Annotated in this window: 15 protein-coding genes; 9 read left to right on the top strand and 6 right to left on the bottom strand. The window is 55.5% G+C overall.

The features are described from left to right. The first annotated feature begins 191 nt into the window (after positions 1 to 191). On the top strand, positions 192 to 1,073 hold the full coding sequence (locus NHH03_RS05700) for an ABC transporter ATP-binding protein (RefSeq protein WP_253154792.1): 882 nt from the start codon (positions 192 to 194) through the stop codon (positions 1,071 to 1,073). Here NHH03_RS05700 and NHH03_RS05695 read toward each other — a convergent pair. The 5 genes from NHH03_RS05695 to NHH03_RS05675 all read right to left on the bottom strand — a co-directional run bounded on the left by NHH03_RS05695 (position 1,051) and on the right by NHH03_RS05675 (position 7,740). Then, positions 1,051 to 1,674: a 3-keto-disaccharide hydrolase gene (locus tag NHH03_RS05695; protein ID WP_253154791.1), complete on the bottom strand. Its 624-nt coding sequence runs from the start codon at positions 1,672 to 1,674 to the stop codon at positions 1,051 to 1,053. The genes NHH03_RS05700 and NHH03_RS05695 overlap by 23 nt on opposite strands. Positions 1,675 to 1,755: 81 nt before the next feature. Beyond that, positions 1,756 to 2,445: a PEP-CTERM sorting domain-containing protein gene (locus tag NHH03_RS05690; RefSeq protein WP_253154790.1), complete on the bottom strand. Its 690-nt coding sequence runs from the start codon at positions 2,443 to 2,445 to the stop codon at positions 1,756 to 1,758. Between the two features lie 219 nt (positions 2,446 to 2,664). Next, positions 2,665 to 4,077 carry a sulfatase-like hydrolase/transferase gene (locus tag NHH03_RS05685; protein ID WP_253154789.1) on the bottom strand — a complete coding sequence of 471 codons (1,413 nt, stop codon included), beginning with the start codon at positions 4,075 to 4,077 and terminating at the stop codon, positions 2,665 to 2,667. A 35-nt stretch (positions 4,078 to 4,112) separates the two neighbouring features. Next, positions 4,113 to 5,966 carry a sulfatase family protein gene (locus NHH03_RS05680; protein WP_253154788.1) on the bottom strand — a complete coding sequence of 618 codons (1,854 nt, stop codon included), beginning with the start codon at positions 5,964 to 5,966 and terminating at the stop codon, positions 4,113 to 4,115. A 355-nt stretch (positions 5,967 to 6,321) separates the two neighbouring features. After that, a complete protein-coding gene (locus tag NHH03_RS05675; RefSeq protein WP_253154787.1) occupies positions 6,322 to 7,740 on the bottom strand; it encodes a DUF6513 domain-containing protein in 1,419 nt (472 codons plus the stop codon). Between the two features lie 237 nt (positions 7,741 to 7,977). Between NHH03_RS05675 and NHH03_RS05670 the strand changes: the two genes are divergently transcribed. From NHH03_RS05670 to NHH03_RS05640, 7 genes are all read left to right on the top strand, one after another. Then, a complete protein-coding gene (locus NHH03_RS05670; RefSeq protein ID WP_253154786.1) occupies positions 7,978 to 8,862 on the top strand; it encodes an RluA family pseudouridine synthase in 885 nt (294 codons plus the stop codon). A gap of 85 nt (positions 8,863 to 8,947) precedes the next feature. Next, complete coding sequence (locus tag NHH03_RS05665) at positions 8,948 to 9,721, top strand: menaquinone biosynthetic enzyme MqnA/MqnD family protein (RefSeq protein ID WP_253154785.1); 774 nt, start codon at positions 8,948 to 8,950, stop codon at positions 9,719 to 9,721. Between the two features lie 9 nt (positions 9,722 to 9,730). Continuing rightward, a complete protein-coding gene (mqnC, locus tag NHH03_RS05660) occupies positions 9,731 to 10,864 on the top strand; it encodes a cyclic dehypoxanthinyl futalosine synthase (protein ID WP_253154784.1) in 1,134 nt (377 codons plus the stop codon). Positions 10,865 to 10,983: 119 nt separating this feature from the next. Beyond that, positions 10,984 to 11,793 (top strand): segregation and condensation protein A, encoded by an 810-nt coding sequence (locus NHH03_RS05655; protein ID WP_253154783.1) that lies wholly within the window; start codon positions 10,984 to 10,986, stop codon positions 11,791 to 11,793. Between the two features lie 22 nt (positions 11,794 to 11,815). Further along, positions 11,816 to 13,417 (top strand): hypothetical protein, encoded by a 1,602-nt coding sequence (locus NHH03_RS05650; protein ID WP_253154782.1) that lies wholly within the window; start codon positions 11,816 to 11,818, stop codon positions 13,415 to 13,417. After that, positions 13,414 to 14,328, top strand: a complete 915-nt coding sequence (locus NHH03_RS05645) for an HAD family hydrolase (RefSeq protein ID WP_253154781.1) — start codon at positions 13,414 to 13,416, stop codon at positions 14,326 to 14,328. The genes NHH03_RS05650 and NHH03_RS05645 overlap by 4 nt, the downstream gene beginning before the upstream one ends. A gap of 49 nt (positions 14,329 to 14,377) precedes the next feature. After that, on the top strand, positions 14,378 to 15,643 hold the full coding sequence (locus tag NHH03_RS05640; RefSeq protein WP_253154780.1) for a glycosyltransferase family 4 protein: 1,266 nt from the start codon (positions 14,378 to 14,380) through the stop codon (positions 15,641 to 15,643). A gap of 271 nt (positions 15,644 to 15,914) precedes the next feature. On the opposite strand, the gene NHH03_RS05635 is transcribed toward NHH03_RS05640, so the two are convergent. Beyond that, complete coding sequence (locus NHH03_RS05635) at positions 15,915 to 17,018, bottom strand: cytochrome c family protein (RefSeq protein ID WP_253154779.1); 1,104 nt, start codon at positions 17,016 to 17,018, stop codon at positions 15,915 to 15,917. 198 nt (positions 17,019 to 17,216) lie between these two features. Between NHH03_RS05635 and NHH03_RS05630 the strand changes: the two genes are divergently transcribed. Next, positions 17,217 to 18,857 (top strand): serine/threonine-protein kinase, encoded by a 1,641-nt coding sequence (locus NHH03_RS05630; RefSeq protein WP_253154778.1) that lies wholly within the window; start codon positions 17,217 to 17,219, stop codon positions 18,855 to 18,857. Positions 18,858 to 18,880 lie beyond the last annotated feature (23 nt).

Raw genomic sequence — 18,880 nt, 5'->3', positions numbered from 1 at the left:
AACTCACGCTTCGGGTTACCGAAAACCCACACCTGAAGCGTCGGGCTGAGACAATATTGCAACTTCAAAACGCACGCTCGAGGTTTCGGTAGCCTGTTGGGGATCTGTCCTAGAATATAGCTTTGGGGCCGATTCCAATACTCAGGCACACCCGATTAAAGCTAGCCCACCGTTTCCAAGTTCCAGTTTAAATGCCAGTTTGCAACGACGATTCTGTTTCCGATACCCCGCTGATTGAACTCGACAATGTGTCGGTGGTCCGTGAACAGACACGAATCTTAGACCGCGTCTCATTGACGATCCCGCGTTTCCGTCACACCGCCATTTTGGGACCCAATGGATCTGGGAAAAGTTCATTGTTGAAGGTTCTGATGCGGCACTTCTATCCGTCAGTGGAAAGTGACGGGCACCAGGGGACCGTTTCCATTTTGGGGCGTTCAGATTGGCAGGTCGGTCTGCTGCGTCGTCGAATGGGAATGGTCACCGCCATGTTGGATCATGAATTCAGTGACGGGCGAACGGGACGGATGACGGTGGTGGAAGCCGTCGCGAGCGGGTTCACTGCTACACAGCTAAAAGAATTTGGACCTGCGATTGATGACACGATCGCCCCCAAAATCGACCAAGCGATTGAAACCGTGGGCATGTCCGATTTCAAACATCGGCGACTTGGGACGTTGTCGACCGGCGAGCGTCGGCGCACGTTGATCGCTCGCGCGATCGTTCACGACCCGGACATCTTTGTGCTCGACGAACCGACCAACGGACTGGACATGGCGGCGAAGGCCGATTTTTTGGGGATACTGGATTCGATCACCCGCCGACATTCACTGACGTTGGTTTTGGTCACGCACCATGTCGACGAAATCCCACCCGCCGTTAACAACGTGGTGCTGTTGGATCACGGCAAGGTGGTGTTTGACGGCGACACGGTAGAAGGTTTGACTAGCGAGCGAATTTCGAACCTCTTTCAGGTCGCGGTCAACGTCGCGCAGCGCTCCGATGGGTGGTTCGATGCGAACATCATTCCAGCCTTATCGAGCCAGCCGGCTACTGAATCTCGGTCAGTTTGATGTTGCGAAATTGGACCTTCATGTGATGTCCGGCATGCAACTGCAATCCGATCGGGCCTTTGTCGTTGATCGCAATTCCGGTGTAATCCACAAACGGCTCGCCGTTGAGAAACGTTTGCACACGTTTGCCGGTCAAGACGATTCGCAAGTGATTCCACTGGCCGACCTTGTGTACGGTCGCAATCTTGTCGGACTGGGCGGGATAGCTGCCGCGTTTGTCTTTGGGTGCGTAAATACAGCCGGTCATGTCTTTCTGCAAACTTCCGGAGATTCCAATTTGCACTTGGTGGCCGTCACCACGCAGCATCACACCGGTGTCGTAGTAGTCTGACGAAGTCTGGTAGTCGAGTTCCAGTTCATAATCTTGGTACTCTTTTTTGGTCCAGAGATAGGAACCCTTCTTGTCGGGATTCTCGGCGACTAGCAGGCCGTCTTCCGCCTTCCAATCCCCGCTCAATTCAGCGGGCTTTACCTGCCATCCGTCCAGATTCTTGCCATCAAACAGCAGTTGATTTCCTGGTTCGGCTTGCACAGGAGGCAACGTCCAGCCCAGATTGGTAAAGCATAGAACGGCAACGCAAACGATTGATTTTAATTTCATGGGGGCAGGTGACGGCGAGGGTGTAAGAGATTGATCCCAGTAACAGCACGCTGCCGGACATGATAATCAATTCTCAACCGTCTATTTGCGGCGTCTGCGACGAAAGACAAGGCAGCCGGCGAATGTGGTCAACGCCAACGTGCTGGTCGGTTCCGGGATTGCCGTCACACTCCCACGCGCCACCAAGTTTCCCTGGATGACAAGATTGGAACCGGCGAGAAGTTCCGAATCATCGATCGCCATTTGGAATGCGATATCCCACTGATCGCCGTTGAGCGTCGAAGTGATCAATCCGAGTCCGCTTCCATCAATGTCTGTACCGGCCAATTGAGTACCACCCGGGTTCACTTCCCCTCCAGTCAACGTGATCCGATGTGGCGCCGCATTGAAATTTCCGTTAATGTCGACCGATGTTGTATCGGGGTCGGTGTCAGCGGTGCCGGCTGTTCCCGTTCCCGTCAGCGTCGTACCTAACGCTGGAACCAGCATCGACCAGGTGCTGCCCAGAATTGTGCCGCCGTTCAAGTTGACGGAGGTGATTTCGCCTGAGTCCCGATTGATTTCGATCTCGGCGATAATCGATCCGCTCAATACGGTTTGCGTGGTCCCAAGCTGCACAACCGGATTGATATTAAACAACGTGAGATCGAGCGTATTAACCGATGGTGAGGCCGCATCGAGTGTCAAAACCGTCGTGACCAATGCGGCTTTGGAGACGGTGCAGGAGGCCAGCATCAGCGCAATACTGGCGAATACAGCAGATTTTCGCATCGATAGATTCCTCACGGTGAATGACGTCACAATTGACAATGCAACAGTCAACATTGCCATGGCAATCGCTCGCTGCTCAATCAGTTGGCAACTCGATCGAAAAACGGCTGGCTGCTAGAATACTTCGAGTAGTGTTTGGTAGCCAACTTTAAGTGGTATTAAAGCGTCTTTTCGCTTTGCAAGGCACAAAACGGTGGTTGACCGGTCGGGCATGTTGGTTCAGTAATCTTGACCATTCAAGCTATCGATGACGGAGGTTTGCCACTTGGTGAGTCCCTGACGCATTTCTTGGACCCGCTGCGGTTGGTCCTCCGCCAGGTCATGGGATTCTTCTGGATCTTGTTCCAAGTTGTACAATTCCCAGGTGACTTGATCAGCGTTCTTTTTGCCGCCGCTGATGCGATGCAGTTTCCACGGCCATTGCAACCAGGCGGAGTGGCCGCCGTGATAGTCTCGCGGAAAGTGCTGTGTGATCTGAGCGGCGTCGAGTACGAGGCGAGCTGGATCGTGGTAGTCCTTGCCGGCTTGTTGAGCCGCAAGTTCCTGCGCCATCCACGTTTCGCTGGGAGTCGAAATACCACGCTGGCCCATTGACCAGAATCCCATCGACCGCGGCGGAACCTCTGTCTGGCCGTCGATCAGTGGCAACAGGCTGATGCCATCCAGCTGCGGTTGTTGATTCGGTTGGATGTTCAGAATGTCCAGTAGCGTGGGGTAGATGTCGGCGGTGTTCGCGGGAACGTTGGTCGTACGAGATGACTTGATACGATCGGGCCATTGAATGATCGCTGGGACTCGCAGACCGCCTTCGTAGATCGAACCTTTTTTGCCACGCCCACCGGAACTGGCTGGTTCCAGCCCGCCATTATCGGACGTGTACCACAGCAACGTATTGTGGCTGATGTTGTTTTCTTTGAGCGCGGTTCGCAATTTTCCGATGGCGCGATCGAGCCCTGTGATTTCGCCCATCCAATCGGCTTTCTTGTGTCCGGCGTAGTGAGCTCGATCCTGATCGGCGGCCTGATGGGGAGAGTGCGGTGAACCGAACCAGACGACGGCAAGAAACGGATGTTTGGCCTGAGCCTGTTCGCTGATGAATTCGATTGCCGCATCGGCAGCGACGATCGAACTTTCGCCTTTCATCTGCACCGCAACGCCGTCGCGGCTGAGGATCGGATCGTTGTCATAGAAGTTAAATGCGGACAGCCAGTGATCAAAGCCGCTGTTGCCGGGATTGACCGGGCTGCCATCCAGCACGGATCCAAGGTGCCACTTGCCGAAATGCCCGGTGACGTAGCCGGCCTGCTGCAAGCGCTCGGCGATCGTGATCTCTTGAGGTCGCAGTGGGCGTCCCCAGGAAAAGCATCCAAATCGGTTCGGGTGCCGTCCCGTTAGCACGCTGCCACGGGTCGGCGAGCAGACCGGTGCGGCGGCATAAAAACGATCCAATCGCAATCCAGACGCTGCCATCGCATCCAGGTTCGGAGTCTTCAGCAGCGGGTGCCCGTTGTAAGCGGTGTCACCCCAACCCTGGTCGTCGGCCATCACCAGCACAATGTTGGGCTGGTCCGCGTGACAACTTGAGGGGGCATTGTGCAACAGTGTCGCGATCAGCACCACGCAACACGGCATGATGGTGGAAAGGGACGAAAGCGTTCGGGATGATATCACTTCTTTGGGGCCTGTTTGCGTTTGGGTTTTTCAGCGACCGGTTTTACGTTCATGTACTCCTGCATCCGAGCGACATAGCCGCCATGACTGAACTGGCATGCTTTCATCGCGTCGGTGTAGGGTTCGATGCCGTCGCCGATCCAGTCGATGATGTTGAACACTTTCAGGGAAGCGTAGGAACTATCGCGCAGCAATTGGTTCCAGCACTCTTGCGCAGCGGTTTTATTGCCACCGCGGTATTGAATCCAAGCTGCCATCGCGCGGACATGGTCGGAAGAGTCTTGCATGGCTGCGGCCAGTCGTTCGAGGTCCAGATCGGTGCGGTCTTGCAATAGAAAGCAGCCCACGATTGCCCAGTAGCGGACGCCCGGATCATCGGCTGACAGATCATCGTAGATCGCCGACAGGTTGTTCGGATCTTGTTGCAGTGCGCGCGCGGACACACGTTGCAGGGTGGCGAGATCATACAGCGAGGGATCGCGAACCATTTCGTAGATCGTCGTTCCCGCGTCTTCACTGCGACGCACGATTTCACTTTCGGGCAACAGGCCCGAATCAAACTGTTCGAGTTGCCATTGGTCCAATGCTTGGCTCAATCGCTGGACATCCGAAGTGAACTGAGGGTCATCGATCAGGTTGTTGACGTTGTCCGGATCAACCGAGGTGTCGTACAGTTCTTCCATCGGTTTGGTGCCAAAGAAGCGACCGGTCACTGCGTCGGTTTTACCGGCCTTGTGATACGCTTCCCAGGCTTGTGTGGCGCGCATCTGCCACAGGTAGTTCAGGTGCTGGCCCCACGGTGCGTAGGGCATGTAATTGCGGATGTACAGGAATCGTCCGTCTCGAATGGCGCGGACGTTGTCACAGCGTTCATCCATTCGCCCGCGATAGCTGACGTGATAATCTCGGGGCTGTTTGTTTTCACCCAGAAAGACACGTCCTTGAAGGTAGTCCGGTTGCTCGGCACCGCACAGGTCCAACCAGGTCTTGGGCATGTCGATGAAGCTAACCAAATCATTTACCTTGGTCCCTGGGTCCCCCGGTCGCAAGTGTTTGAATTTTTCTGGGATGCGAATGATCAGAGGGCAATGCGTGCCGCTGTTGAACAAGAACCGTTTGCTACGTGCGATCACGCCACCGTGATCAGAGTTGTGGATCACGATGGTGTTTTCGGCCAAGCCGGCTTTCTCCAGATCCGCGAGTGCTTTGCCGATATCCGCGTCCATCTTTTTCATTTGGTCGTGGTAGTGCGCATAATTTTTGCGGATGTCTGGAATGTCCGGATGGTACTTGGCCAATCGGACATCGTCGGGGCGATGTGTGGTGTGATTGACGTCACCAAATGCTTTGGACTCGTGTGATTTGGTGTTGTTGATCACCATGAAGAACGGTTGTTTTTGTTTCAGTTGTCGCCAGTCGGTCTTGTTGGTGTCCCAGGCATCTTGGTCGTCGCGTCCGCCAATGTTGTAGTCCGTTTTTTTGTCGTTCCCGACGAAGTACCCGGCCGCTTTCATCAGGTCCGGGTAGTACTTGATCGTTTGATGGGGGATCGGATAGCGACTGCGCATCGGATGGGTGCCCATCGACAATGCGTGTACGCCGGTGATCCATGTGCTGCGCTGCGGTGCACAGACCGGGGCGTTGGAGTAGCAATGCATGTACTGGAAACCTTCGGCGGCCAATGCATCGATATTTGGCGTGTCGGCATGGGGGTTTCCGTAGCAGCCCACCCAATTGATGTTGTTGTCCTCGCAGGTCAACCAAAGAATGTTGGGGCGTTCGTCGGCCGCCGCAACGCCAGGAACAAGAATCGCGAGCAGCGCAAGCGACCAGAGGGCATGTCGATACATAGAAATGTTTTTCGGATGCTGGGGAAGGGAGCAAGGTGTGGAGCGTCACGTCCGGTCGATCCGCTGCGTCAGACGCCGGACAACTGCAACCAACAGATTGTACACCGGGGCGAACGACGATGAGCGGTTCGGCGGTTCCGGTGGCAGGGTTTCTAATGTGACCGCGCAATCTTCGGCGCAGAACATTTGAAGATTTGCCGAGTCATTTGAGTTGAAAAGGCTGTTTGGGGCTGGCGTTCAAAACGCGTGAGCGAGGGATTTTGGGTGTTGACGGGATCCCTCGCTGACGCATCGGGTTACCAAAAAACACTGCCCCACGCGAAGCACAACTTCGCAAGGCGCGTGAGCGCCGGCACTATGGATTGCGATGACGATTGCTGCGGGCCAGTCGATGCGACTGTTGGTGGTCGGTCAGCAGGCCCCAATCCAGTGGTTGGTCTTGATCGTATTGTTTTCCCAGGGTGAGCGAGATCGACGCTTTGGCCATTTCATAGCCCAGGTAAAAGGCATGGGAACGATCAATATTGTCGGCGATCGGTTGCCCGAGCAACTGATCAAACAACAGGAATGGGTCGATCGCGGACAGATGCAATCGACGCGAGATCAAGTGAAGTTCGCCTTGCTGGGCGAACAGTCGGTAGTTGTTGTCCTTGATCGATTCCGCCAACGCATCCAATGTTTCGGTCGAAAATGCCGGGCGTCGACGATCACGCAGCATCACCAGTTGATTCGACAGGTTTTTTGGAGGTGTCCCACGATCGACGGCGGCCCAGACCAAGCGTCGGGCGTGGTCACACTCACGCACCGAAGATTGTGCCCAGTCGATGACCTGAGTCGTCAACACGCTGTGGATGGAAAGCTCCTGGCAAATCCCCAGCAGCATCAAATTGATTCCCGCAGAATCAACATCCGTCAGTTCCGTCAAATTGCCGATACCCATCATCATTGCCAATTCAGGATAGCGATGACGTACCAAGCTGTAGCGAACCAGGCTCGCGGCAAGTCCTGCGCCGATGGGTTCCAAGATCGGATCCAATCGCATTGGTACGTTGCGCCGCGACAGGTACTCGACGGTTTCATCCAAACTGTCCAAATCCGTCGGTGTGTCAGGGATCGCAACGATTTCGCATCCCCAATCAACGGCCCAATGTCGATTTTCTGAATTGACGCTTAGCACCAACGACGCACCAGCCTGCACGGCGGTTTCGGTTTCCTGACGATTGAAGGTATCGATCGACACCGCAATGTTTTGTTCGGTCAAAACACGGACATAGTCTGCGATTTGATCACAGCGGCGGGCCGGGTCACAACCGATATCGATACGATCGGCACCATCGGCAACCAATTGCCGCGCCTGGTCGGCAAATTGATCGATCGTCAGACGTGGGGCATGGTTGATCTCGGCAATGATTTCGATGTCGTAGCGGTCCAGTGACACCGGTTGCGGCCGGTTGCCGAACAAAGTGGGTAAATCGCGGCAATCTTTGGGCCCCAAAACAACCTCGACTGATAACTGATTGCGCAGCGTTTCCAAGTCTTCGCCACAATATCCAGGCACGATGATGTGAGTGGTTTGATCGGGCGGGTGCACTTTTGATGCCAACCACTTCGGTGTCATCAACGCGGCCACCGTGATCGGCATCACTCCGATCGAATACTCAAACGAATGACGCGACGCTAACTCACGGACGATGTCACGCACGGCCTGTTCGGCAAGTTTGCCAGTGACGAAGTGCAAGTGAGTGGTGCGGGTGAGTTTTAAAGCCGAATGCATGTCGCGCTTGCGGGAACGAAAGGAGACTGTAACAAAGCAATTCATTGCTTCGGTTTGTCAGCGATGATTAGAGCAAGCTTAATCAACACGGTGAATGATCACGCGATGCTGGTAAGCATCGAGACCTATTTGCGGTGAGCGGTGATCGACCAACAAGCAATTTTTTTAACGATGATCATGCGACTCGCTCTTGACTGGTGTCGGACAACGCGTACAACAACAACCAGCGAGAGATTCGTGTACGGAGAAATTGATCAAGTTCGCTTGCTTGGTTTCTTCGTCGTGGCCGGGATCTCTCGTTTTTTTATGCGCACTACGGTGGTTGCGACCGTGACCGTTGCGGGACTCTCGCTGCCGTTGGTTCTTTACACGCTGGTCACGATCAAAGTGCCGATGCCTGATAGTGAAATTGAGTTGATCTGGGAAAGCGATTTAGCGATCGCGATCAACAAACCGGCTGGTTTGCCTACACAGGCGGCTGTCGGAATCGAAAGTGTCGAAACACGACTGACCCTACAGTTGGATCGTGGCGATGGTTATCTTGCTTTTCCACACCGCTTGGACCGTGCAGTCAGTGGCGTGTTGTTGGTCGCACTGACCAAGCGTGCGGCAAGACTGTTGAGTGCACAGTTCGCCTCTCGCAAGACCGCCAAGAGCTATCTGGCGATCGTCGAAGGTCAATGTGACGTCCAGCAACGATGGGACGATGACCTACGAAAAATCGACGGCAAGCCACAAGCCGAGATCTGCGATGCCGATGATGCTGGGGCGCGGCATGCCAGCACCGATGTCACGACGTTGAGGGTCGATCATTCAAACAATCGAACTCTGTTGCGATTGGACCCGATCACCGGGCGGATGCATCAATTGAGATTACAGACCGCACATCGTGGTCATCCGATCATCGGCGACGTTTTGTACGGCGCCCATGACATCGCCGGCAGTGACATCGCCGGCAGTGGCATCGCGACCGATCGAATCCTGTTGCACGCGCAGCGGCTTGGGTTTCATGACCCCGCCAGTGGAAAACGATTGCTGGTCGAAGCGAACTGTGCGTTTGCGGATTTCCTGGCCGAGTGCGACGATGACGCACGCCCCCCAGGAACAGGAGCGTCAATCTGATAAACTGGGGCCTCGCTCGGTGGGTGCCGCAATCGAGTGATTTCGCGGCCCAGTGACTTTACGAACTCGAACCCGACCCCCCGTTATGACGCGCATCGGCGCCGTTTCCTATCTGAACACCAAACCGTTGATTCACGGGTTGAAGTCCTCGCTCGGTACCGGGGATTCGTTGACCTTGAATTTGCCCAGTCGGTTGGCCGCCGGGTTGCAGTCGGGTGAACTGGATTTGGCATTGATTCCATCGGTCGAATATTTCCGCGGCGCGGGCTATCGAATCATTTCTGACGCGGTGATCGCCTGCCGTGGACCGGTCTGGAGTGTGCGTTTACTCAGCCGTGTCCCGGTCGATCAAATTCGCCGCTTGGCACTCGACGAAGGCAGTCGGACGAGCGCCGCGATGGTGCGAGTGTTGCTCTGGCAGATGTATCGTTTGAAACCGGAAACGACGGTGTTGTCAATGGAACAAACGCCAGAGTCGGTGGATGCCGACGCGGTGTTGGTCATTGGCGACCGCGCCATGCATCCCGAACGTGGGGTGTATCAGGAGATTTGGGATTTGGGCGATCGCTGGTGCCTGCACACCGAGACGCCCTTTGTATTTGCGATGTGGGTCGCTCGGCCGGGAATCGACGTTGACTATTTGGCCCCCATTCTACAATCCTGTCGCGACCGTGGGTGTGAGTCATTGGAGACGATCGCGCGGCAATACGCTGCCGGTCACGGGCTGACAAACGAAGACCTCTATCGCTATTTTGCTGAAAACCTTCACTTCCATTTGGGCGACCGTGAAGTCCGCGGGCTGGATCGATTCCGCGATGGTTGCCAGGAACTTGGACTGATCCCAGATCGGGTCAGCTAATCATTGAACATGATCAAAGACATCTTAGAAAAAGCCGTTTCCGGCCAGCGTTTGACTGCGTCGGATGCACTGACGCTGTTGGAAAGTCACGATCTGGCTGCGATCGGCGCAGCGGCGGATCAAGTGTCCCGGAAACTGCATCCGGAGCCCTATCGGACGTACAACGTCGACCGCAATATCAACTACACGAACGTCTGCACCGCGGTTTGCAACTTTTGTGCGTTTTATCGTGGACCTAAAAGTGACGAAGGGTATGTGTTGCCCCGCGAAGAGCTTCTACGCAAGGTCGAGGAAACGGTGGCGCTCGGGGGCAACCAGATCTTGATGCAGGGTGGACTGCACCCCAGATTCAAATTGGATTGGTATGAGCAATTGTTGCGGGATATCAAATCTGCATTCCCGTCGGTCAACATTCACGGTTTTAGCCCGCCGGAGCTGCATCATTTCACCAAAGTCAACAATCTGTCGATCGAAGATGTTTTGGGGCGATTGAAGGCTGCTGGTCTGGGAAGTATCCCTGGTGGCGGGGCCGAGATTTTGGTCGATCGCGTGCGCGACGTATTGACACGTGGCAAAGTCATGACGGACGACTGGTTAAACGTGATGCGGGTCTGGCACCAAATGGGCGGCATTAGCACCGCCACGATGATGTTCGGGCACGTTGAAACCCTGGCCGAGCGTGTCGAGCACCTGCAACGAATCCGTGACCTGCAAGACGAAACGTCTGGTTTCACGGCGTTCATCTGTTGGACGTTCCAGCCCGACAATACAGACATGGATGATATCCCGGCGGCCGGATCGTTCGAGTACCTCAAGACTCAAGCGGTCTCGCGATTGTTTCTGGACAACGTCCCCAACATCCAAAGCAGCTGGGTCACGCAGGGATTGAAAATGGGGCAGTTGGCGATGTTGTTTGGCGCCAATGACATGGGCAGTCTGATGATCGAAGAAAACGTCGTTGCCGAAGCGGGGACGGTCCATTTTCTGTCGCTACGTCAGATTCGCGAAGCGATCGAGGAACTCGGTTTCCAGCCGCGACAGCGTGACGTGTTTTACAATCTGGTCAGCGATGAACTGCAGCAGCGGGCGATCGACGCCGGTGACCAAGCGACAGCCAAGGAATTGGTCCAACTGGCTGTCTGATCCCGACCCGGTTTCCGTTAGAGTCACGTTGGGATTTGATTTGAGTTAGACTGATCTTTCCGCTTTCCGGACTCATTGAGAAAGCGATTGCGTTTTGTACCCCCGCTGGCACTCGCTTGATGACATTTCGCGTCGACCTTGCTGTCTACAACGGACCGATTGACCTGTTGTTGTACCTGTCACGACGCCAGGAAGTCAGTTTGATGGAGGTCTCGCTCGCCAAGGTTGTCGACCAGTACGGCGAGTACCTGGATATCTTGCAAGAGTTGGATCTGTCCGATATCGGTGATTTTCTGGAAATGGCCAGCACGCTGGTTGAACTGAAAAGTTTGGCCGTGTTGCCCAAGACCGTGGAAGAAGACCAAGTGGCGGCCGAGCAGATCGATGATCCGCAATCTGAATTGGTCGAGCGATTGTTGCAGTACAAAGAGATCCGAGATGCGGCATCGGTGCTCGATGAAATGGCGGGGCGCTGGCAACAGCGATACCAGCGGATGAGTGATGATTTGCCGCGTCGCAGAATCGATCCCGGCGACCAACCGATCGCCGATCTAGAGATTTGGGATTTGGTCAGCGCCTTTGGGCGAATCATGCGTGAATCGTCCGGTCCGCCACAAACGGCCGTGATCTATGACGACACGCCGATTCATGTTTACATGCAAAAGATTCACCGTCGACTGGCAGATCGGGACAGTGTTGCATTGATGGATTTAGTTGATGCAGGGATTCACAAATCGGCTTTGATCGGGTGGTTCTTGGCAACGCTCGAATTGTCCCGTCACCACGGTGCCGCCGTCGAAGAGGACGCGGCGGGTGACATCATGATCGTCCGAACCGACCACTACAGCGACAATCTGGATGTCAACGAAGTCGAGAACTACGGCAACGATGGAAAGGTCGCGACTAATTTGCCCAGCCAACCCCGTTAGCAACGAGCCGTTGGGATCTGTTTTGAACGTCGTCATTCTCCATAGCCATTTTCGACGCGGTGGCGTCACGCAGGTGGTCGAGAACCAGCTCGCGGCGTTGAGCGAATCGATCAGCGGTCGTGTCGTTTTGGCGTCCGGCGGGCGCAACGACGGTCTATCGCAGCAAAGTCTGCGGCATAGCGAGCAGTTGATCATCGAGGGATTGGATTACGACGCGGTGACCGGCGCCTCAATCGATGGGCTGCAGGATCGAGCCGAACAGCTGGTCAACCAGATCGCAGTGGCGCTGCAGCAACGCAAGCTGTTTCCCGACCAGACCGTGCTGCATTGGCACAATCATTCGTTGGGTAAAAACGTTGCCGTACCGCTGGTTGTCCGCTTATTGGCGACACAACATGGCTATTCACAGTTGCTGCAAATCCACGATTTCGCCGAAGACTACCGCCCTCAAAACTACACTCAGCTCATAAAAGGGGTCAGGACCCTTTTCCCCGCTGAGAGTGAACAAAGGGTCCTGACCCCTTTTTTGTATCCGCGGTTGGATTCGATTCGCTATGCGACGTTGACCAGTGGTGATGCTAGGGCGTTATCGGCGGTGGGGGTTGATCGCAGTCGGGTCCATGTGTTGCCGAATTGTGTGACGTTGACCGATGATTCACCAGCGGATCAATCTGCCGCTCGCGCCAAACTTTGTCGCGCCGCGGGATTGCCGACGGATTCGCGTTGGTGTGTTTACCCGGTGCGCGGAATTCGTCGCAAAAATGTTGGTGAATTCTTGTTGCTCTCCCGACTGTTGCCAGTGGGAACCTTTGCCGGAATCACACTGGCACCGGAAACCGACATCGAATCTCAGTCCTATCGACGGTGGCGTGAGATTGCTCAGGTGGTGGCACCGCAGACAGTGTTTGATGCCGGCCGAATCGAAGGGATTTCCTTTCTTGATAATTTGTCAGCGGCGGAGTTTGTGATCTCGACCAGCGTGGCCGAAGGATTTGGAATGGCCTACTTGGAGCCCTGGTTGGCTGGTCGCGGTGTCATCGCGCGACGATTGCCAAACGTCGTCAATGATTTCCAGGCCGCCGGCGTGCAGTTGGATCGGTTCTACGATGCGGTGTGGATCCCCGCCGACGCCGACTGGATTGGCGAATCCAAGCGTCAAACACGCAACGCATTTGATCAGGCTTGGCACGGTGTCCCAGCAGCGTTCCGCCCCCAGTGGCGTGATGACCTGTCGGCTGTGGATCAGTCAGCGCGGCGGATCGACTTTGCCGCATTGATCCCTGCTCGTCAGATCGAGGTGTTGCAGCGAATGCATGTCGATTCAGGTTTCGCCAATGCGATCAGAGAGCACAACCGCACGTTAGTCGATTGGCTAGCAGCGCCGTTTGCCACCCGTGTGATCGATGCCAATGCCGATCGAATTCAGCCACAGTATTCGTTGGCTCGGGCGGCGGAACAATTGATCACGCTGTATCGCCAGCTTCCGAAGCATAAGAAATCGGATTTGCAAAGCGGTCAATCGAGTGACTTCGAATCGGCCCCGGACCAGGTCTCGGTTGCTGAAATCATCTGCGGCGAACGGAACTATTTCCCCTGCCGCACAGAGACGGAGATCGCTCGATGAGTTCGCAAGAGAGTTCCGATTGGAACGGTGCCGTGGTTCGCAATCGTCAGCCGCTACAGCCGATTACGACCGCGGTATCGGCCGAGCTCAAGCGGTTGCCCGGGATCAAAGCGGTCATCTTTGATGTTTATGGAACGCTGTTGGTCAGTGGCAGCGGAGACGTCGGGTCGGCCGATGACAGTGATCGTGGTGATTGGATCGCCGCCGCCATCGATGCGTGTGGAATCGCTGTCGGTTCAGGCAGAATCCCTACGATGGACGATCTGCGTCGAGAGATTCAGCGGAGCAACCAACAGCGGGTTTCACCGTCGTGTCCAAAACCGGAGGTCGACATCGTTGCTGTGTGGCGGCGGACACTGGCGGGGTGTGGATTGGAGGATCCCGGCGATCCGAAATCGGCCTGGACTGCGACCTGCGTGCGATTGGCTGCGGAGTACGAATCGCGAGCGAACCCGACTTGGCCGATGCCGGCAGCCGTCGAAACACTGCAAAAGCTGAGTCGAATGGGGATGCGATTGGGAATTGTCAGCAACGCGCAGGGGTTCACTTTGCCGTTGGTGGAAGATTTAGCAGGGCGTTTTGGCGTCGATTCGGTGTTTGATGCTAACTTGTGTGTCTTTTCGAACCGCTACCGTCAAGCCAAACCGGGGCCCCGTTTATTCGACGTATTGTGTGATGGATTACGACGTGCTGGAATGAGTCCGAGTGATGCGATTTACGTCGGGAACGATCGACTGAATGATGTCTGGGCGGCTACTCAGGCGGGTTTGCGAACGGCTTGGTTCGCAGGGGATCGACGCAGTCTGCGCGACCGCAACGATGATCCGCGAGTGGCTGGACTGGATCAAGACATCATTCTCACAAGGCTCGAACAACTGCTCGATTGCATTGACGATCTGTCTGCTGATTGAGCTTGCGTGACGGTTGCCAACTCCGCCAACTTTTGAAAACAAGTGTGACATGGGCGTACAAATTGGATTTGTCGGAACTCGCTTTGCTGGCACCGATGGGGTCTCGTTGGAGAGCGCCAAATGGGCGCAAGTGCTATGGGACCATCGGCATGTCAGCCATTGGTACTCCGGCCAGAGCGATCGCGATCGAGCCACATCGATGGTTGTCCCCCATGCCTATTTCGGGCATCCGGATATCGAGTGGATTAATCGACGCGCATTCGGAACTCGTACCCGCACGCCCGATGTAACGCGGCGGATCTATGCACTGGCGGACTACCTAAAAGGCACGTTGTACGAGTTCACACGCCGGTTTGATCTGGATTTATTGATCGTGCAAAACGCGCTTTGTATCCCGATGAACATTCCATTGGGCGTCGCGTTGACCCATTTTATCGCCGAGACCGGATTTCCAACGATCGCGCATCATCATGATTTTTATTGGGAACGAGATCGATTTAGTGTTTCCGCTGTGACGGACTTGTTGTGGATGGCGTTCCCACCGGCGCTGCCACAAATTCAAAACGTCACGATCAACTCGTTCGCCCAAGAGGACTTGGCGCACCGCCGCGGCGTCTCATCGATCCTCGTCCCAAATGTTTTGGATTTCGAAACGGAACCCGATGAAGTCGACGACTATGCCAGAGGGTTCCGCAAAGACATTGGTCTGGAAGACGACGATATCTTGTTTCTTCAGCCGACCCGTGTGGTACCGCGTAAAGGCATCGAACACTCGATTGCACTGGTCGCCGCCCTGAAAAACGACAAGTGCAAATTGGTGATTTCACATGCCAGTGGTGACGAGGGCAACGAGTACCTGTTGGCCTTGAAGGATTTGGCGGAAGCCAGTGGCGTGCACATGCTGTTGTGTGATCAACAAGTCGGCGACAAACGTGGATTGAATGCCGACGGCAGCCACATCTACACGCTTGCCGACGCTTATTCCCAAGCCGACTTCATCACCTACCCGAGTCTGTATGAGGGATTCGGAAATGCGTTGCTCGAAGCATTCTACTTTCGCAAACCGGTGCTCGTGAATCGTTATTCGATCTATGTGGCGGACATTGAACCCAAAGGCGCCAAAGTGATCGCGATGCAAGGCTATCTGACGCGTGATGTCATTGCCAAAGTCCAACGGATCATCACCGACCGCGAGTATCGAGACGCGATGGTGGATTTCAATTACGAAATCGGAAAATCATTTTTCAGCTACAGCGTGCTCCGCCGCAAATTGCGCGCGCTGGTGACCAATTTCACCGGACAGGACAATCTGTAACGTCGGGTTGGATTCAATCCGCCAAAGTCAGTTCCATCAACCGGCCGAAACACCCGCCCACGCGTTTTGAAGTGGCGCGTTTGGGATTCACTCGCCCGCCCCGCGGGAGAGTGAAGAGTTCGAAGTGGTTGTTTTATCGCAACCCGAAGCGTTAGTTTACAAGTTGCGCTTTTATGGTAACCCGAAGCGTCAGCGAGGGATTTAGGGTGTTGACGGGATCCCTCGCTGACGCTTCGGGTTACCAAAAACCGATGCCCCACGCACCGTCCGCCTAATGCGTCACCGGTGGCAGGTAAGTATCCAGCGCCGCGAGTTGTGATCCATCATTTGCGTCGGCGAACTGGATTCCCAAGCGGGCGATTCGGTTGGCTGCATCGATCAGCTCGTGCTGGTTGTTGAGCTTCAGTCTCGCCCCTGCGGCGATGGCTACGATTTCATCAAGTTCGTCGACGTCGACTTTGTCCGTCACGCTGATCAGACGTTTGGCTGCGCGATACGTTCGTTGGGCGGCGGTCAGCCCAAAGGTCGCCTTCTCGGTTGCCGATGCAGTTGCCCGCAGGCTGGCTTCGAGTTCAGCGATCATTCCGGCGACAAACATCACTCTCAGTCGCTCGACCGAACTGGCGGCATTGCTTGATCCATCACTGCGGACAAAGTTATGGCGAATGGCGCCTTGGCTCCAGGCAACAAATTCAAAGTCGAGTGATCCGGCCGAATGACCACCGACGTTGACCAATTGTTCGTCGTTGGTCGTGTGACAACGCAGACAACTTTGGGCCACCAGATAGACGTTGGCTGGGTTACGCATTCCGGCATCGATGCTTCGGCGCAAGCGATCGCTGCGGTGTGCCGGTGATTCCGTCAAACGCGTGACGTTTGCTCCGCCATAGTCCTGGTGAATGTCCAGCCAGTCTTTGGCGGCGCCGTGGCATGACTCACAGGAAACGCCCGCGATAACGTTGGTTGCTGCATCGGCCGCGACAGGTGTCGTCGACGGGGCAGTCGTGTGGCTGGCTTGCTGGGTGTAGTGACATTCGACGCAGCGGCCGGAGTGTTTGATCGATCGCAGACCCAGTTTCGATGCGATCTGTTTGGCGGCAGGGGTGCGGTGCAATTGATTGAAGGTAGTCGCATGGGCGGTCGAATCCCAGACGCTCATTTCCGCCGCATGGCATTTGCTACAGGCGTCGTTGCCGACGACTCGCCGCGGATCAGCCGCAGTCGCCAAGTTCGCCGTGGTGTCCGGGCGATCCTTGTCGATTGCCTGGGCGGATGCACTGTTCGCGTTTGCGCTGAAAATCACTGCCAGGCCGACTGCTGTGCTGCAGGCCAATGCGAGGACCGCTCGAAACATGAATCGGAAATGGCATGTCATGGCTGTCTGAAATCGTTGTTGCGCTACTATGGTTGTCATCATCGGCATATTCGGACAGTCTGTGGCCGTCACATTTTCGTCCTCGTTGTCCGCTGAAAAGCTACCTCATGGATTGTGGCTGACGGGATATACTGTGGGCATTGACCGGACAGATCGCTCCTACACATTTCCTTTGCATCGACTGACGACACGCCCACCATGCCCCGCAGCCGCCTTGGACCCCTTGCGATTGAATCCAAACTGGGCGATCACCCGTCAACCAGTTCCGTTTGGAGAGCGGTTCACGTCTCGCTCAAAAAGTCGATCGCGGTCAAGATTTTTTCGGCTCCCTTTGGTGGCACGCCGGAAGCGCGACGGTTGTTTGCCGACGAATGGGAACAGTTGAAAGGCTTGGATCATCCTGGAGTCGCCAAGTGTTACGGTGGCGGGTTCGAAGACACCGATGCCTATTTGGCCTATGAATTGATCGAAGGCGAGACCTTGTCATCGCAGATTGAACGCGTCGGCAGACTTTCCTGGGAAAACGTGCTGGAGATCGCGCAGGGGGTGGTGGATGGTTTGCAGTATCTACATTCTCAGGGCGTGGTGCATGGTGCGATTTTGCCGGACAAGATTGTGATGGCTGGATTTGCACCGGTGTTGGTGGACGTGCGTGGAGACCGATTCGGTTCGCCCTTTCGCGCGTCGCGACCGCCGTCGATCGACGAAGTCGCACGGCAGGCGCCGGAACTGGTGTGTTCTGGGACAAAGAATCCGTCTGAATTATGCACACCGTCATCGGACCTGTATGGGTTGGGCGCGTTGTTGTATCACGCGCTCACGGGGCGATTGCCGGTCAGTGGTGATACGTTGCAGCAGGTGCGAGAAAATTCCGCGCATGAAGTTCCCGTGTCACCTGCATCGATCGTGTTGGAATGCCCGGTCTGGTTCGACAAACTGATCATGCAGTTGTTGGAGAAAACACCGGCAAACCGACCACCGACGGCGACGGCGGTGAAGTTGGCGTTGGCCGAAGTTCGCAAGCGTGCCTTGTCGCGGGCCGGCGTTGCCGAACACGTCAGCAGCGGATTCAGTCCCTTGCAGGTGACCAACCAGCGTGACAAAGACGAAGCGCGGACTTTGTTAGGGCGTGGCGTGGTCGATTTAAAGGCCCGTGAGAAAGACGACGAGATTCCGGACGCGACGGTTTGGCACGACCAGCCATGGATTCTGATCGGTGGTTTATTTGCGCTGTTGCTGCTGTTGGCGTACGTGGCTTGGCCGGCATCAGAAGCCAGCTTACGCGCCCGTGCCGAATGGTTGATTGAACAGGACACGCGTTCGACATTGGCCGAAGCGGAGAACCAGCCGCTACGTGAGATCTTGGTCCGGTTTCCAGACGGGCCCAATGCCGCATGGGCTGAGCAGCAAATCGACCGGATCAACGTGATTCAGTTTTTGCACCAGTTGTCGGTCAAGATCAAGAACAAGTTGCCGATCAAGAACGAAGGCGAACTGTTGCACAAACAGGCCCAGGAGTTCGCAGAAGACGGTGACTTTGCCGCCGCCATCGACAAGTACGACAGTATGGTGACCGTGCTAGGTGGGGACCCCGAGTTTGAAACGGCCGTCAACGCGGCCCGCTATCAAATGGAGGTGCTGCAGAATCAGTCCAGCGGTGAAACGGAAGCGGCACGCATCATTCAATCCCGTCTGGACCAAGCCGATCAATTGGCTGCGGAAGGCGAACTCGAAGAAGCCAAACGGATTTGGTCCGGTCTGGTCGAACTGTACGGTGACAATTCGGATGTTCGCAATTTGATCGAAATCGCCGAGCAACGATTGTCCGAAAACGGCTGATTCTTACGCGAAGATGCTCTTTG

The organism is Stieleria tagensis (assembly GCF_024129865.1).
Taxonomy (GTDB): domain Bacteria; phylum Planctomycetota; class Planctomycetia; order Pirellulales; family Pirellulaceae; genus Stieleria; species Stieleria tagensis.
This window is presented reverse-complemented; position numbering and strand designations above follow the sequence as displayed.

Bases quoted from the DNA above. Each gene is read 5' to 3' on its own strand.
- NHH03_RS05675 (WP_253154787.1), bottom strand. From the start codon at position 7,740: ATGCATTCGGCTTTAAAACTCACCCGCACCACTCACTTGCACTTCGTC.
- NHH03_RS05630 (WP_253154778.1), top strand. From the start codon at position 17,217: ATGCCCCGCAGCCGCCTTGGACCCCTTGCGATTGAATCCAAACTGGGC.
- NHH03_RS05665 (WP_253154785.1), top strand. From the start codon at position 8,948: ATGACGCGCATCGGCGCCGTTTCCTATCTGAACACCAAACCGTTGATT.
- NHH03_RS05690 (WP_253154790.1), bottom strand. From the start codon at position 2,445: ATGCGAAAATCTGCTGTATTCGCCAGTATTGCGCTGATGCTGGCCTCC.
- NHH03_RS05645 (WP_253154781.1), top strand. From the start codon at position 13,414: ATGAGTTCGCAAGAGAGTTCCGATTGGAACGGTGCCGTGGTTCGCAAT.
- NHH03_RS05680 (WP_253154788.1), bottom strand. From the start codon at position 5,966: ATGTATCGACATGCCCTCTGGTCGCTTGCGCTGCTCGCGATTCTTGTT.
- NHH03_RS05700 (WP_253154792.1), top strand. From the start codon at position 192: ATGCCAGTTTGCAACGACGATTCTGTTTCCGATACCCCGCTGATTGAA.
- NHH03_RS05635 (WP_253154779.1), bottom strand. From the start codon at position 17,018: ATGACATGCCATTTCCGATTCATGTTTCGAGCGGTCCTCGCATTGGCC.
- mqnC (WP_253154784.1), top strand. From the start codon at position 9,731: ATGATCAAAGACATCTTAGAAAAAGCCGTTTCCGGCCAGCGTTTGACT.
- NHH03_RS05655 (WP_253154783.1), top strand. From the start codon at position 10,984: ATGACATTTCGCGTCGACCTTGCTGTCTACAACGGACCGATTGACCTG.
- NHH03_RS05685 (WP_253154789.1), bottom strand. From the start codon at position 4,077: ATGCCGTGTTGCGTGGTGCTGATCGCGACACTGTTGCACAATGCCCCC.
- NHH03_RS05695 (WP_253154791.1), bottom strand. From the start codon at position 1,674: ATGAAATTAAAATCAATCGTTTGCGTTGCCGTTCTATGCTTTACCAAT.
- NHH03_RS05640 (WP_253154780.1), top strand. From the start codon at position 14,378: ATGGGCGTACAAATTGGATTTGTCGGAACTCGCTTTGCTGGCACCGAT.